This window comes from uncultured Microbulbifer sp. (assembly GCF_947504145.1).
GTDB lineage: Bacteria > Pseudomonadota > Gammaproteobacteria > Pseudomonadales > Cellvibrionaceae > Microbulbifer.
Map to the genome: position 1 here is coordinate 161,258 of NZ_CANNGQ010000005.1, position 13,987 is coordinate 175,244.

Here is a 13,987-nt window from a genome sequence, read left to right on the forward strand (position 1 = left end):
AGCAAGTGGGTTGCGGGCCCCGTGGATGACGGTTGCGCATCCCGGCGCTCTGGTGGAGCGCCGGGTGTGTGGAGGGGTGCTGGGGTGTTGGCGGAAGGAGCGTTAGACGTTGAAGCGGAAGTGAACCACGTCCCCGTCGACAACCACGTAGTCTTTGCCTTCCAGGCGCCACTTGCCGGCTTCTTTGGCACCGGCCTCGCCGTTGTTGGCGATAAAGTCGTCGTAGCTCACCACTTCGGCACGGATGAAGCCTTTCTCGAAATCCGTGTGGATCTTGCCTGCCGCCTGGGGTGCGGTAGCGCCCTGGGGGATGGTCCAGGCGCGCACTTCTTTTACGCCGGCGGTGAAATAGGTGTGCAGGCTCAGCAGGTTGTAGCCGGCGCGGATTACTCGGTTTAGGCCCGGCTCTTCCATGCCCAGCTCTTCCAGGAACTCGGCCTTTTCATCGTCGTCCAGCTCGGCGATTTCTGATTCCAGCTTGTTGCAGATCGGCACCAGCACGGCATTTTCTTCGGCGGCGATGGCGGCTACTGCGTCCAGGTGCGGATTGTTCTCGAAGCCGTCTTCGTCCACGTTGGCGATGTACATGGTGGGCTTGACGGTGAGCAGGCTCAGCTCGTGCAGGCCGTCGAGCTCGTCGTCGCTGAGGCCGAAGGAGCGCAGGGGTTTGGCTTCATCCAGGTGCGGCTGAATTTTTTCCAGCAGCGCCTTCATCTTGATCGCGTGCTTGTCCTGGCCTTTGGCGGCGCGGGTGTAACGCAAAAGCGCTTTTTCTACCGTATCCAGGTCTGCCAGGGCCAGTTCGGTGTTGATCACTTCGATATCGGCGACCGGGTCAATCTGGTTGGCGACGTGAATCACGTTCTCATTTTCAAAGCAGCGCACCACGTGGGCAATGGCGTCGGTCTCGCGGATATTCGCGAGAAACTTGTTGCCCAGGCCTTCACCCTTGGAGGCGCCGGCGACCAGGCCGGCGATATCGGTGAACTCCATGGTGGTGGGGATTACTTTCTGCGGCTTGACGATCGCGGTGAGTTTGTCGAGGCGCGGATCCGGTACCGGTACGATACCGGCATTCGGCTCGATGGTGCAGAAGGGGAAGTTCTCTGCGTCGATACCCGCTTTGGTAAGGGCATTGAACAGAGTGGATTTGCCTACGTTGGGCAGGCCGACGATGCCGCAAGTAAAACCCATGGTGTGAATCCTGTTGTGAATTTTGTAGTGCGTTGGGACAAAGGCGCCGGGGTAGGGCGGCCGCTGTCTACTTACAATCTGGTGTTACTGGGATTTGGTGTGCAGTGCTTTCATGGCCCCGTTCCAGTCGCCGCTGGCGGCGGTGGGGAGTGCATCTACCGCGCGGTCGATGGCTTCGGCGAGCTGATCCTGCTCGGCTCGTGGGGCGCGCTGCAAAACATAATTGACCACGTCGCGGGCGTTGCCCGGGTGGCCGACGCCGAGGCGCAGGCGCATGAAGTCGCGGTTGTTTCCCAGTGCCGCGATAATATCGCGCAGGCCATTGTGCCCACCGTGGCCACCGCCGCCTTTCAGGCGTGCAGTGCCGCAGGGCAGGTCCAGCTCATCGTGAGCGACCAGGATAGCCTCGACGGGAATTTTGAAGAAGTTCGCCAGTGGGCCCACTGCCTGGCCACTGCGATTCATATAGGTGGTGGGAATCAGCAGGCGGATATCCTGCCCGCCGATTCGTACCCGGCCAGAAAGGCCGTGGTACTTGCTGTCTGGCGCGAGCTGGGCGCCGTGAATACGGGCCAGCTCGGAGACAAAGTCGGCTCCGGCGTTATGGCGCGTCCGGTCGTATTCGGGGCCTGGGTTACCCAGGCCCACAATCAACTGGATGGGCGTGTCCGGAGCCTTGCTCAAGGTACTTTTCCTATATCAGGAGACCTGAACGAGAGTCAGCTTACTCTTCGCCGGACTCTTCGCCTTCGCCTTCTTCTGCGTCAGCTTCAACAGCGCCGCGCGGCTTGTGCACAGAGGCAACAACCAGATCGTGGTCTTCGCCGTGCGCCAGATCTACAGACTCAACGCCTTCCGGCAGTTTGATGTCGGAGATGTGAACGGTGCCGTCCAGTTCCAGGTCCGCCAGGTCCACTTCGATGTACTCAGGCAGCTTGGAGGCCGGTGCGTTGATGTCCAGCTCGTTCAGGGTGTGAGAAACGATACCGCCAGCCTTAACGCCTTTGCAGGTTTCTTCGTTCAGGAAGTGCAGAGGCACTTTCACGTGAACTTTGGTGTTGGCGGAAACGCGCTGGAAGTCAGCGTGCAGCAGGATAGGCTTGGCCGGGTGACGCTGCAGGTCGCGCAGGATCACGGTCTCGGATTTGCCATCTACGTCCAGGGTCAGGACGGAGGAGTAAACGGCTTCGTTTTCCAGTGCCTTGAACATATCTTTCTGCAGCAGGGCAATGGATTGCGGCTCAACTTCGCCACCGTAGATGATGGCTGGAACTTTCGCTTCCAGGCGACGTAGGCGGCGGCTCGCACCTTTCCCTTCGTCGCTACGGACGCTGGCATTCAATTTCAAATCAGACATGGGATAAACCTCAGGTTGTCTGTCCAGAAGGACCTGCGACCGGAACCTTCTGGCGTTGCTATAAAAGGGGCGAAATCTATTGAAACGCCCAATAGTAAACGCCCGGCGGTGCCGGGCGGGCGCGTATTCTAAGGGGAAGTGCGGGGGAATGCCAGCGGATTTGTAAGGGTCCGCTGGGCAGGATCCTACCGGGAGGGCTTATCGGAACATTGCCGACAGTGACTCTTCGTTGCTGATGCGGCGCATGGATTCGGCGAGCATGGCGGAAAGGGTCAGCTGGCGAATCTTTGGTGCCTTCTGCATCTTGTCGCCCAGCGGGATGGAGTCTGTGACCACAAGTTCATCCATTACCGAGTTGTTCAGGTTTTCGATCGCCTTGCCGGACAGTACCGGGTGGGTACAGTAGGCTACGACTTTCTTGGCGCCGTGCTCTTTCAGGGCCATGGCCGCGTTGCACAGGGTGCCGGCGGTATCCACCATGTCGTCCACCAGCAGGCAGGTGCGGTCGCTGACTTCACCGATAATGTTCATCACTTCCGCGACATTCGCGGCGGGGCGGCGTTTATCGATGATCGCCAGGTCACACTCCAGGCTCTTGGCTACGGCGCGGGCGCGCACTACACCACCGATATCTGGGGAGACTACCACCAGATCTTTGTAATTCTGGCGCTCGATATCGTCCAGCAGTACGGAGGAGCCGTACACGTTATCTACCGGTACGTCGAAGAAGCCCTGAATCTGTTCTGCGTGCAGGTCGACGGTCAGTACCCGGTCGATTCCCACGCTTACCATCATGTCCGCCACAACCTTGGCGGAAATCGGTACACGCTGGGAGCGGACCCGGCGATCCTGGCGGGCGTAGCCGAAGTAGGGGACTACCGCGGTGATGCGGCCTGCAGAGGCGCGACGCAAGGCGTCTACCAGCAGGATCAGCTCCATGATGTTGCGGTTGGTGGGCTGGCAGGTGGACTGCACCACGAATACATCGCGGCCGCGCACGTTGTCGGTGATTTCCACCGCGATCTCGCCGTCGGAGAAACGCTTAACATCCGCCTCCCCGAGGGGTATCGCCATATGCTCAACAATCTTTTGTGCCAGTTCCGGGTTTGCGTTGCCGGTGAAGACCATTAAGTCAGCCACTGCGAGTACCTTTTTCGTTGGGAGTAGATGATAGTAGTGAATTTCAGCTGAATTGCGGAGCGCGAACTGCTTGCAGAGTAGTGTGATGCCGTTTCATTGGGCGACCATTGGTGCAAGTGTCAGGTTGTGGCGAGGCTGCCAGTTTGTCCGGCAGGGCCGGAGGCTCCGTGTGCGTCCGCTTGAGGAGCGGGCGCCTAAATAAGGAAATGGCTGGGGTGGAAGGATTAGCTTCGCCTGCGGCTCGCTGGTCTCCGCTGGCTGCGCCAGCTCCGGCTCGAACCTGTCAGAGTGCGCTGCTTTCGCCGAACTCACTGCCATTCTGAAAATATGGCTGGGGTGGAAGGATTCGAACCTTCGCATGACGGGATCAAAACCCGCTGCCTTACCGCTTGGCTACACCCCAGCAATGCTGCAGCTAATCAATTTAGACTGTTGCTGCAAATTTCGCGAGCTGCCGATGAGCGGGGGATTCATCCACCCCCTGGGCAACAAAACCGTTCCACCCTGCAGGCCGCTCGGAGAACACTTTTTGTGCTGCCGATTCAGACGGGAATCCAGCGAAAACACAGGCGCCGGTTCCTGTCAGCAGGGCCTGGCTGTGCTGCGAAAGCCATTCTCTGGCGCCGCGCACCTCCGGGTAGAGGTTCTCAACCAGCGACTGGAAATCGTTACCGGCATATTCATTGAGCCAGTGTGTGTTCAGCCGCCTGTCGCGAAGGGCCGCTAATGTAATTGCGGCAGAATCTCTTGTCAAACGTGGATCGGAAAAAAGCGCCGCAGTGCTTACGTGGCAGTCGGGGGTAAGCACCAGATACCAGCGCGGCTCGATGGAGACGGCGGTCAGTCGCTCGCCAACGCCTTCGGCAAACGCGGAGTGACCGCGCACGAATACCGGAACATCGGCACCCAACTGCCGCCCCAGTTCGGCGAGGGCGTCGAGGTCGAGGTCGCATTGCCACAGGTGGTTCAGGCCGAGAAGTGCGGTTGCCGCGTCGCTGCTGCCGCCACCGATACCGCCGCCAGCAGGGAGGATTTTGTCGACGGCAATATCGGCGCCGAGGTCGGTGCGGCCACTGGTTTGCCGAAGCAATTGCGCGGCGCGATAAATCAAGTTCTGCTCCGGGGGCACGTCTACTCCGGGGCAATACAGATGGATATTGCTGTCTGTGGTGGCACTAAAATGGAGCCTGTCGCCAAAATCCAACAGCTGAAATACCGTCTGCAATTCGTGGTAGTCATCGTCGCGGCGACCGAGAATGCGCAGCATCAGGTTGAGTTTGGCGGGTGCGGTAAGGGTGAGGCCGGTTGTTGTAGCGGGGCAGGAAGGGTTCATTAAGATGTGGCGCGTTGAAATACTGGCGGCCAGTTTAACAGCCGCCAAGTTTTTTAGGGGAGAGCCCGGAGGGAGCCGGGTGATCCGCGGTTCCCGCGTGTTCTACCTGGGGCTCCACTCTTTGATCACCACAGTAACGCTGACCGGGCCCGCGGCATTGGTGGTGGCGGCCTTGATCCGGCTGGGGAGCTGGAAGGCGCCCACCGACTGGTAGTCGCTAAAATTCAGCTGCCAGCCGGATTGTTGCAGGCTCTGCAGTAGTCCCCGGGAATCTTTCTGTTGCCCGGCGACCGCGCCGGGGGCCGCCAGACCGCGTACCCAGTAAAACATTTCTGAAACCGGCAGTGGCCAGCCCATGATTTGCTCGGTCAGTTGCGCGGGGTCGGAAGCCAGTACCGCCGGATCACTCCCTTTCTGCAGGCTGACACCGCTGGGGGATCCGCTGATGGTAGTGGCGCCGGCGCCAAGTGGGCCACTCAGGTGTATACGGTAATTGGCATTTGCCTGTTGCCAGATGAGATTGGCACTGCCGTTTTCTTTAGGCGAGCGTACACCCAGTTTGCCTTTTGCTTCCCAGCGCTGCATGGCAGCCGCTGACTGGGGTTGCGTGGGCTGTTGCGCCGGTGGCTGCTGCGGCTGCGGTTTCTGCGCGCTGCACGCCGCCAGCGTCAGCAGCAGTACTGCGCCCAGCAGCTTGAAGGCGCGACCGACACCCGGCGAAACCTGGGTAGCAGTGTGGGTGGTGGTCAGAGAGAGAGCTTCAGCTTTCCGTAACATGCTGTTCCAGTCTTTGTTGGTCCTGCAGCCGCTGCATGGCTTCCGGGATAAGTTTACTTTCCGGGTTGGTTTGCAATCCCTGCTCCCACACCTGCATGGCCTGCTGGCGTTCGCCGAGTGCCCACAGGGCTTCGCCCAGGTGCGCGGCAATTTCATGATCTTTCATCAGCTCGTGGGCTTTTTGCAGATACTTCACCGCTTCGGCGTGGTTGCCGAGCCGGTGGTGCGCCCAGCCCATACTGTCGATGATGGCGGGATCGTCCGGGCTCAGTTCCAGCGCCTTGCTGATCAGTACCAGTGCCTCGTCGAGGCGGTCGTCATAGGAGAGCAGTTTGTAACCCAATGTGTTCAGAAGGTTCGCATTATCCGGATCGCGGGACAACAACTTGCGCAAACCCAGTTCAAAATTCTCCACATCGCCCAGCTGTTCGCTGGTCATGGCGTAGGCGTAGATAAGTCGGTTGCTGCCGTCGTTGGTTTTCAGTGCACCGGCTAACAGTGTTTGGGCATCTTTCAGGTGGCCGTGCTTGGTCAGCAGTTCGGTCTGCAGCAGGTAGAACTGCTCATGTTGCCCCGGGTGCCGCTGGCGGAGTTCCTCGAACCACTCCTGCGCTTCTTCGGTATTGTCGTTGGCGGCGAGCAGGCTGGTGCCGCGGGTTATTGCCTGCACGTAATCGCTGCCAGGGCGCACCATACGGTAGTGGGTGACGGCGGTTTCGATGTCGTCACTCTGCTCGGCAATGGCGGCGAGATAGAAGTGTGCGGCAGATTCGTGTTCTTCCAGTTCCAGTAGTCTCTCCAGGAGCGGCTTGGCGTTGTCCAGTTGATCGGTTTCGTATTGGATCAACGCCAGAGACAGAATCAGGTTGGCATCGTTGGGGCGCTGCTTCACCAGTTCCACAAACTGGTGTTGGGCCAGGTCGAGATCTTCGCGAATCAACAGCCGCGCGTATTGAAGACGCAGGCGGCTCTCTTTCGGATAGAGTTCAACGAGGTTTTCCAGCAGCCGGCGGGCTTCTTTAGTGCGCCCCATATCGATCAGAACGTGTGATTCCAGCAGCGGGGCGTCGAGCAGTGTTGGGTCCCGTTCCTGTACCCGGCGTGTAAGATTCAGGGCCTCCTGCGATCGATTGTTGGCGCGCAGGATCATCGCCAGGGCGAGGGAAACTTCGTTGTTGCGCGGGTGTTTTTGCGACAGGCGCTCGAACTCTGGCAATACTTTTGCCGCCAGTTCATCGTTATCCACCGCGGTGGCGGCCACCGATTGCAGCGGCGCATCGCCGCCGAGATCCAGGGCCAGCTCGGCATGGCGCATGGCGTCGTCCAGTTCACCGGCGAGGGTGAGTTCCGCGGTAGCCGCCAGTTGTGCATCCGGGTTTTCCGGTTCCAGTTCCACCCACAGCAGGGCGGAGCGCAGCGCCGCGCGGCGCGCATTCAGAAAGCGCGCGATGCGCGTGGCGCGGGCGGCAATACCGGCGTCTTTGGTGCGCTCGGCCTGAAAGTAATAGTTGGCCAGGGCCAGGTCGTATTGCTCACGGTTGCCGGCCACTTCCGCCACCAGCAGGGTGTAGAAGGTCTCGATGGGGAAGGACTTGGCGGTGTTTTCTGCTGCCGGGTCCGGTGCGCCATCCGTTTTGCTGGCGTCGTCTGTATCGGGCTCCGCCACTGCCGCCTGCTCGTCCGCGTTGGTATCACCGGCGGGTATCGCGGTGACTTCAGGGGAGACTTCCGGGGCCGGAGCGGTCGTGTCCATGTTTGCGGGTGCAGAGGTGTGGTCCACCTGGTGCGCCTGCTGGGCGCAGCCACACAGGATGGCCAGGGACACGGCCGTGGCCAGTAGTTTCCCCCGGTGGTGGCGGTCCGGTAGCGGTATCTGCGGGCCCGCACCGTTTCGGCTGCAATGGCGGGTGAACAGGGTGGCTAGCACTGGGGAAGAGAAAAGCTGCATATAAACGTGTCCGTACGTTCGCGCCGAGCACTGCTCAGCGGCCGGTGGCGGGGCTGAGCTTTGGCGCTGCGCTCACTGCATCGGGCAGTAAGGGCGGGCCAATCCGTGTGGTGAGGCGTCTGTTGGCGTATTTTTCCGGGTTATCGCCGTATAATTCTAGCTGTGAATGGAGTCTCTGGTGGTGGCGGGCCGGCTCCTGCGGCAAAGTCAGCACCTATTTAAACGGTCGCAGAAATGGCGGTGTAGTCTGGGCTATCACGGAGATAGCGTGATAGCGCTTGCACGGCGTGCGGCTGCCCCGGACAATGTGCGACCTTTTTACCGACAGAAGTACCGATTTTCGGGACGGGTGCAGTGAGGCGCCCGGACGAGACGATGAGAGCCTATGCCGATCCTAGCTCTGGGAATCAATCACGATAGTGCACCGGTTGCTGTGCGCGAGCGGGTCGCGTTCGCGCCCGAAGTGATGCCCAGTGCACTGGCCGACGCCCGCGCAGTACTGGATTGCCCGGAGCTGGCGATTCTCTCCACCTGTAACCGCACCGAGATCTACGGTGAGGTGACTCCTGAGTCTGTACTGGCGTGGATCTCCCAGTACCACGACGTGCCCATGGAGCAGCTGAGCAGCTGCTACTACCAGTTCACCGACGAGACCGCAGTGCGCCATATCATGCGGGTGGCCTGTGGGCTCGACTCCATGGTGCTCGGTGAGCCCCAGATTCTCGGTCAGATGAAGTCCGCCTACGCGGTGGCGCGGGAGTCTGGCAGCGTCGGGTCTACGCTGCACAATGTGTTCCAGCAGGTGTTTTCGGTGGCCAAGAAAGTGCGCACCGAGACCGCCATTGGCGAAAACCCGGTATCCGTGGCCTTCGCCGCGGTATCTCTGGCATCGCGCATTTTCACCGATCTGGGCCAGCAGACGGCGCTGTTGATCGGTGCCGGCGAGACCATCGAACTGGTGGCCCGGCATCTGCTGGATAAAGGCGTGAAGAAACTGATCGTTGCCAATCGCACCCTGCAGCGTGCGCAGTCGCTGGCGGAAGAGTTTGGCGCTGAGGCGATCCTGCTGGCGGATATCCCCGACTACCTGCCCCGCGCGGATATTGTCATCAGCTCCACCGCCAGCCAGCTGCCGATCCTCGGCAAGGGCGCGGTGGAAACCGCGCTCAAGCAGCGCCGCCACAGTCCCATGTTTATGGTGGATATCGCCGTGCCGCGGGATATCGAGCCGCAGGTGGGCAAGCTCGACGATGTCTACCTCTATACCGTGGACGACTTGCGCGGGGTCATCGACGAAGGGAAGCGCTTGCGGGAGAAGGCCGCTGAAGCGGCAGATCTGATCGTGGATGCTGCCGCGCAGGATTTTATGCGCGAGCACCGCAGCCTGCGCGCGGTGGATTCCATTCGCAGTTATCGCCAGCAGGCCCAGGGCATCAGTAAAGACGAACTGGAAAAGACCCTGATCCAGTTGCGCACCGGCGGTGATCCGGAGCAATTGCTGGAGCAGCTGGCGCGCTCACTTACCAACAAATTGATTCACGCCCCCACCGTAGCCCTGCGCCAGGCCACCGCCGATGGCGATATGGAACGGCTGCGCATCGCGCGGGAAATCATAGGCCTGACAGCGGAAGACAGTAGCCAGGCATCCGATGTATCGGCCTCAGCGCCGGAGAAAAAGAACCTCAAATAATGAAAGCTTCTGTACAACAGAAACTCGACAACCTGGTGGAGCGTCACGAGGAAGTTTCCGCGTTGCTCGGCGATGCGGAAATCATCAGCGACCAGGACAAATTCCGTGATCTCTCGCGGGAGTATTCCGAGCTGGAAGAAGTGGTGCAGTGCTACAGCCGCTACAAAACCCTGCACGAGGATATGGCCGCGGCGCGTGAAATGCTCGACGAGAGCGATGAAGAAATGCGCGAAATGGCCCAGGAAGAATTGCGCGAGGCAGAGGCACAATTGGAACCTCTGGAAAGCGAGCTGCAGACGCTACTCCTGCCCCGCGATCCCAACGACCGCAAAAACGTGTATCTCGAAATTCGCGCTGGTACCGGCGGCGACGAGGCGGCCATTTTTTCTGGTGACCTGTTCCGCATGTATTCCCGCTACGCAGAAAAGCAGGGCTGGCGCATTGAGGTCATCAGCGAAAATCCCGGCGAACACGGTGGTTACAAGGAAATCATTACCCGGGTTGCCGGCGAAGACGTTTACGCAAAACTCAAATTTGAGTCCGGTGCCCACCGGGTGCAGCGGGTGCCGGAAACCGAATCCCAGGGGCGCATTCACACTTCTGCCTGTACCGTGGCGGTGATGCCGGAGCCCGACGAGCGCGATGCGATCGAAATCAACAAGGCGGACCTGCGCACGGATACCTACCGTGCTTCCGGCGCCGGTGGTCAGCACGTCAACAAAACCGACTCCGCGGTGCGCCTTACCCACATTCCCACGGGCATCGTGGTGGAGTGTCAGGACGAGCGCTCCCAGCACAAGAACCGGGCCAAGGCCATGGCGCTGCTGCAGGCCAAATTGAACAGCGCTCAAGAGTCCGCCGCCGCCCAGGAAATTTCCGATGCGCGCCGCAACCTGGTGGGCAGCGGCGATCGCTCCGAGCGTATCCGCACATACAATTTCCCGCAGGGACGGGTTACCGATCACCGTATCAGTCTCACCTTGTACAAGCTCGATGAAGTAATGCAGGGCGCGTTGGATGAAGTCATCGGCCCGCTGCGCACGGAATATCAGGCGGACCAGTTGGCGGCGTTGGGGCAGCACTGATATTTATGGCCACGGTGAAGGAAAATCTGCTGCGCGCAACTGCGCTGACAGAAAGTGATAGCCCGCGGCTGGATCTGGAAGTGTTGCTGTGCCACCTGCTCGGCAAGTCCCGTGCCTGGCTCTATACCTGGCCGGAACATCCACTGGACGAAGCGCAGCAGTCCAGCTTTGATCGGCTGGTAGAGCGCCGTATCGCTGGCGAACCGGTGGCCCATCTCACCGGCAGCCGGGAGTTCTGGTCCCTTCCTTTAAAGGTCAACCGCGCCACATTGATCCCGCGCCCGGATACCGAAGTGTTGGTGGAGGCAGTACTGGCTACCTGCCCGCAAGTCGCGGCGAGTTTACTCGACCTTGGCACGGGAACCGGCGCGATCGCCCTGGCCCTGGCCAGCGAAAGGAAGCAGTGGCAGATCACAGCCGTCGATACCATGCCCGCGGCCGTGGCGTTGGCGGAAGAAAACCGCCAGCTTCTGGGCTTTGAGAACGTACAGGTTTTTCGGAGCGACTGGTTTTCTGCACTGGGTGGACATACCTTTGATGTGATCGTCAGCAACCCGCCCTACATTGATACCAAGGATCCGCATTTACGCGAGGGCGACGTGCGCTTCGAGCCGCTCACCGCTTTGGTGGCGGAAGAGCAGGGGCTGGCGGATATCCGTAAAATCGCCACCGACGCGCGACGGTTTCTCACGGAAGGTGGCTTGCTCGCGGTGGAGCACGGTTGGGATCAGGGCAAAGCGGTGCGAAAGATGTTCACCGACAGTGGCTACACAAGTGTAGAGACCCGACGCGATTATGCGGGGCGGGAGCGCATAACCCTCGGCCGCTACGGCCATTTTTGTGCGTAAAACGCCTTCGTAGGCGCCGGCTCTCCAGACGAACCATTCGCAGAACACCCCGTTTGTCAGCAGGGCAGGCTCCTACAATAAGTGCACTTTCATTGGGAAGGATTCCATGCACGATCACGTCCACCATCACCACGGCAGCAGCCGCCTGAAACCTCTGGTCTGGGGCCTCGTCATCACCCTCGCCTTCGCCATGGTCGAAGCCATCGGTGGCTGGATCTCCGGCTCCCTTGCGCTCCTCGGCGATGCGGGGCACATGATCACTGATTCCTTTTCTCTGGCGCTGGGTGCCGTGGCCGCACTGCTCGCACAGAAACCGGCCAGCCGGGAAATGTCATTCGGTTGGGGCCGCGCAGAAGTATTGGCGGCGCTGATCAACGCGGTGCTGATGCTGCTGATTGTTGTTGGCATCTCCATCGCAGCCTTCAATCGCCTGCGCGATCCGCAGCCGGTACAGGGCGGTATGGTGATGGTGATCGCTGCGATCGGGCTATTGGTGAATATCGCTGTGGCCTGGGTGTTACACCGGGGCGAACAGACCCTGAATATTCGCGGCGCACTGCTGCATGTGATGGGGGATTTGCTGGGGTCTGTTGCAGCTCTGGTGGCGGGAGCGGTGATCTATTTCACCGGTTGGACACCCATCGACCCGCTGCTGTCAGTGCTGATCTGTATTTTGATCCTGTTTTCCAGCGTAAAACTGTTGCGGGATGCCGTGGACGTATTGATGGAGCGGGTACCCAGAGAGCTGAGCCTGCCGGTGGTCGGTGAGGCTATGGCTTTGGAGGAAGGTGTGCGCTCCGTGCACGATCTGCATATCTGGCGCCTGGACAGCAGTATGATTTCCCTGTCTGCGCATATCGTAGTGGATGACCTGGCAGCCTGGCCGCAGGTGTTGGAGCGGTTGCGGAAAACGCTGATTCAGCGTTTCGACATTCATCACGTCACCTTGCAGCCGGAGCCGTTGCATCAGGATCCCACGCCGATTATTGATCGGGTGAGCTCGCCGAAACCTTAGTTCTCAGGTCTCAGTCCTCTTCACTTTCTTCGTCGTGATCCATCGGAGGCTCGGAGCCGCTTGTTAGTGGCGTTTCATCGGCGGCTTCTTCCGCTTCTGCTTCTCGTTGCGGTTCCGCGGAGCCTGAACCATCGATCGAAATGGGCTCCGACCCGGCAGTGACTTCCTCCGGCGCCGGAATCTGCTCCTCCGGTGCCTGAATCCCGATGTGGTAGGCGGCGAATCCCGGCTGTACCACCTGGTTCATGGCCATGCCGAGAACCCGGCCGTTGTGCTCGGAGCGAATTTCTTTGCGCACATTCGTGATCGGATTGGTGACGGTGCCGAGAAGGTCACCCTTACTCACGGTTGAGCCCAGTTCCACCTTGCTGAAAATAATCCCGCCGGTGGTGGCGCGCTGCCAGGTGGAGTTGTAGTAGACCGGCTCGGGGTCACCCCACAGGCGGAATTTACTCACCATGCCCAGCTGATTCAGCAGGGTGCGCACACCTTTTACACTGTGGCTCACTGAGGGCTCGTCCAACACCATGGGGGCACCGGCTTCCAGCGTCACGGTGGGAATGCCCGCTTCCACTGCTGCGCGGCGCAAGGTGCCTTTGGCGCCGTCACTGTGTAGGACCACGGTTGAGCCAAAACCCTTGGTGAGTTTGACTACTTTCGGGTTTTTCAGGTCTCCGCGCAGCTGGGGCAGGTTGGTGCGATAAAAGGAGCCGGTGTGGAGGTCCACAATTGCATTGCAGTGCACTACCACTTCATCAAAAAACGAGCGCGCGATGCGGGAAGCGGAAGAGCCCTGATTGTGTCCGGGGAAGTGCCGGTTCAGGTCGCGGCGGTCGGTGAGGTAGCGCGAGCTGCGGTGAAACCCCTGCATATTGACGATGGGTACGCCGATCACTGCTCCTTTCAGAGTCTTCGGATTCAGGTTGTACATCACCCGGCGCACGGTCTCGATACCGTTCAATTCGTCGCCGTGAATAGCGGCAAAGACACACAGTGTCGGGCCGGCTTCTGCACCATTGACCACCAGCACCGGTGTTGCGCTGTACACCCCTTCAAAGTGCTGGCTGGGGGACCAGGCCAGCCGGGTGGACGTGGCGGGAGGCACTTCCGAACCCAGAAGTTGCAGTGGATGGCCCACGGGCTCTTGTGTCTCGGGTTCAGCCGGTTCCGGAGATTGAGGTGGCGGCTGAGATGGTGGCAAAGTTTTTGAGACTTCGGGCGATAGTGCTTCGTCCGTATCGGATTGCGGTGGTGCAACCAGTTCTTTTTCGCTCACCGGCTTGTCCAGCTCGATGCTCTTGGCTTTCGGCATTGGTTTTTCCGGCCTGTCTCCGGATTCCAGCTGTGCGCCCTCCAGCAGTGATTCACTTTCCTGCGGCTGCTCGGGGGCCGATTCTGCCGGTTCCTGAATCTCTAGCGGTTCACCATTTTCGTCGGACTCTTCGGCAAATACTGCGGGTGACGTAAAACAGGAAAGGGTGAACAGCAGGGAAATGCTCAGAGAGCGATGACGCATGAAAAGCTCCGTTTGTGGATATTGCCGGTGACCGGAATCATTGACGCCGGTGACAAGGCCGAGCGGGATGATTCAGCGGTCTGG

General features: G+C 60.0%; 12 protein-coding genes and 1 tRNA gene. 4 read left to right on the forward strand and 9 right to left on the reverse strand.

The window, feature by feature from the left end:
* Positions 1 to 102: 102 nt before the first annotated feature.
* From ychF to Q1A74_RS16505, 8 genes are all read right to left on the reverse strand, one after another.
* The gene (gene ychF, locus Q1A74_RS16470; protein ID WP_299598839.1) at positions 103 to 1,194 is read right to left on the reverse strand and encodes a redox-regulated ATPase YchF; all 1,092 of its coding nucleotides are present in this window, start codon (positions 1,192 to 1,194) and stop codon (positions 103 to 105) included.
* 84 nt (positions 1,195 to 1,278) lie between these two features.
* A complete protein-coding gene (gene pth, locus Q1A74_RS16475; RefSeq protein WP_299598842.1) occupies positions 1,279 to 1,878 on the reverse strand; it encodes an aminoacyl-tRNA hydrolase in 600 nt (199 codons plus the stop codon).
* A 40-nt stretch (positions 1,879 to 1,918) separates the two neighbouring features.
* Positions 1,919 to 2,551 carry a 50S ribosomal protein L25/general stress protein Ctc gene (locus Q1A74_RS16480; protein WP_299598845.1) on the reverse strand — a complete coding sequence of 211 codons (633 nt, stop codon included), beginning with the start codon at positions 2,549 to 2,551 and terminating at the stop codon, positions 1,919 to 1,921.
* Positions 2,552 to 2,749: 198 nt separating this feature from the next.
* A complete protein-coding gene (locus Q1A74_RS16485) occupies positions 2,750 to 3,679 on the reverse strand; it encodes a ribose-phosphate pyrophosphokinase (protein WP_299599275.1) in 930 nt (309 codons plus the stop codon).
* 340 nt (positions 3,680 to 4,019) lie between these two features.
* A tRNA-Gln gene (locus Q1A74_RS16490) sits at positions 4,020 to 4,094 on the reverse strand.
* Positions 4,095 to 4,115: 21 nt separating this feature from the next.
* Positions 4,116 to 5,024 (reverse strand): 4-(cytidine 5'-diphospho)-2-C-methyl-D-erythritol kinase, encoded by a 909-nt coding sequence (ispE, locus tag Q1A74_RS16495; RefSeq protein WP_299598848.1) that lies wholly within the window; start codon positions 5,022 to 5,024, stop codon positions 4,116 to 4,118.
* 102 nt (positions 5,025 to 5,126) lie between these two features.
* Positions 5,127 to 5,801 carry a lipoprotein insertase outer membrane protein LolB gene (gene lolB / locus Q1A74_RS16500; protein WP_299598851.1) on the reverse strand — a complete coding sequence of 225 codons (675 nt, stop codon included), beginning with the start codon at positions 5,799 to 5,801 and terminating at the stop codon, positions 5,127 to 5,129.
* A complete protein-coding gene (locus tag Q1A74_RS16505) occupies positions 5,785 to 7,749 on the reverse strand; it encodes a tetratricopeptide repeat protein (protein WP_299598854.1) in 1,965 nt (654 codons plus the stop codon). The genes lolB and Q1A74_RS16505 overlap by 17 nt, the downstream gene beginning before the upstream one ends.
* A gap of 385 nt (positions 7,750 to 8,134) precedes the next feature.
* Here Q1A74_RS16505 and hemA point away from each other — a divergent pair, with 385 nt between their 5' ends.
* The 4 genes from hemA (at position 8,135) to Q1A74_RS16525 (ending at position 12,387) form a co-directional block, all read left to right on the forward strand.
* Positions 8,135 to 9,439 carry a glutamyl-tRNA reductase gene (gene hemA / locus Q1A74_RS16510; protein WP_299598857.1) on the forward strand — a complete coding sequence of 435 codons (1,305 nt, stop codon included), beginning with the start codon at positions 8,135 to 8,137 and terminating at the stop codon, positions 9,437 to 9,439.
* The gene (gene prfA / locus Q1A74_RS16515; RefSeq protein ID WP_299598860.1) at positions 9,439 to 10,524 is read left to right on the forward strand and encodes a peptide chain release factor 1; all 1,086 of its coding nucleotides are present in this window, start codon (positions 9,439 to 9,441) and stop codon (positions 10,522 to 10,524) included. Before hemA ends, prfA begins: the two co-directional genes overlap by 1 nt.
* A 5-nt stretch (positions 10,525 to 10,529) precedes the next feature.
* Positions 10,530 to 11,372: a peptide chain release factor N(5)-glutamine methyltransferase gene (gene prmC, locus Q1A74_RS16520; protein ID WP_299598862.1), complete on the forward strand. Its 843-nt coding sequence runs from the start codon at positions 10,530 to 10,532 to the stop codon at positions 11,370 to 11,372.
* Positions 11,373 to 11,478: 106 nt separating this feature from the next.
* Positions 11,479 to 12,387, forward strand: a complete 909-nt coding sequence (locus Q1A74_RS16525) for a cation diffusion facilitator family transporter (RefSeq protein ID WP_299598865.1) — start codon at positions 11,479 to 11,481, stop codon at positions 12,385 to 12,387.
* Positions 12,388 to 12,397: 10 nt separating this feature from the next.
* Here Q1A74_RS16525 and Q1A74_RS16530 read toward each other — a convergent pair whose 3' ends face one another.
* Entirely contained in the window at positions 12,398 to 13,903 is a 1,506-nt protein-coding gene (locus Q1A74_RS16530; protein ID WP_299598868.1) for a succinylglutamate desuccinylase/aspartoacylase family protein, read from the reverse strand.
* Between the last annotated feature and the right edge of the window lie 84 nt (positions 13,904 to 13,987).

Excerpts from the sequence above, each read along its gene's own strand:
- ychF (WP_299598839.1), bottom strand. The coding sequence starts at position 1,194 with ATGGGTTTTACTTGCGGCATCGTCGGCCTGCCCAACGTAGGCAAATCC.
- Q1A74_RS16480 (WP_299598845.1), bottom strand. The coding sequence starts at position 2,551 with ATGTCTGATTTGAAATTGAATGCCAGCGTCCGTAGCGACGAAGGGAAA.
- Q1A74_RS16485 (WP_299599275.1), bottom strand. The coding sequence starts at position 3,679 with ATGGTCTTCACCGGCAACGCAAACCCGGAACTGGCACAAAAGATTGTT.
- ispE (WP_299598848.1), bottom strand. The coding sequence starts at position 5,024 with ATGAACCCTTCCTGCCCCGCTACAACAACCGGCCTCACCCTTACCGCA.
- lolB (WP_299598851.1), bottom strand. The coding sequence starts at position 5,801 with ATGTTACGGAAAGCTGAAGCTCTCTCTCTGACCACCACCCACACTGCT.
- Q1A74_RS16505 (WP_299598854.1), bottom strand. The coding sequence starts at position 7,749 with ATGCAGCTTTTCTCTTCCCCAGTGCTAGCCACCCTGTTCACCCGCCAT.
- hemA (WP_299598857.1), top strand. The coding sequence starts at position 8,135 with ATGCCGATCCTAGCTCTGGGAATCAATCACGATAGTGCACCGGTTGCT.
- prfA (WP_299598860.1), top strand. The coding sequence starts at position 9,439 with ATGAAAGCTTCTGTACAACAGAAACTCGACAACCTGGTGGAGCGTCAC.
- prmC (WP_299598862.1), top strand. The coding sequence starts at position 10,530 with ATGGCCACGGTGAAGGAAAATCTGCTGCGCGCAACTGCGCTGACAGAA.
- Q1A74_RS16525 (WP_299598865.1), top strand. The coding sequence starts at position 11,479 with ATGCACGATCACGTCCACCATCACCACGGCAGCAGCCGCCTGAAACCT.
- Q1A74_RS16530 (WP_299598868.1), bottom strand. The coding sequence starts at position 13,903 with ATGCGTCATCGCTCTCTGAGCATTTCCCTGCTGTTCACCCTTTCCTGT.